The organism is Paraburkholderia sp. SIMBA_053 (genome assembly GCF_046534895.1).
Classification (GTDB): Bacteria; Pseudomonadota; Gammaproteobacteria; order Burkholderiales; family Burkholderiaceae; genus Paraburkholderia; species Paraburkholderia caledonica.
The window spans coordinates 1-304 of sequence record NZ_JAWRXU010000390.1 but is presented as its reverse complement, the minus strand read 5'-3'; the positions used below and the strand labels follow the sequence as shown (position 1 = coordinate 304).

The window sequence follows — 304 nt, the reverse complement described above, 5'->3', positions numbered from 1 at the left end:
GGGCGTGGTGCTGGGGAAAGACTATCCGCAGCCGGTCGTCGATCACGCAAAAGCGCGGCAGGAAACATTGGCGCGCTATGGCATGCTGCGCTCACGTTGAGCGCTTTTCATGGCCGGCTCGCGTGCCGGCCCGTGCTTGCTGCAGCTTAGTGCTGGCTCATCCACGACGGTTGACGCAGTTGCGCTTCACGGTCGATCTTGCGCATGCGGAACTCGAGGTCGTACAGATCCGTGGCTTCGGCCAGATACGCGTCGTTTTGCTCTTTGACGCGCAGGTCATAGGACTTCGTCAGGAACAGGAAAA

General features: G+C 60.2%; 1 protein-coding gene. It reads right to left on the bottom strand.

From position 1 onward, the window contains the following. Window positions 1-146: 146 nt before the first annotated feature. On the bottom strand, window positions 147-304 hold a 158-nt coding region (locus SB753_RS36120; protein ID WP_410804902.1), incomplete at its 5' end, for a DUF3563 family protein.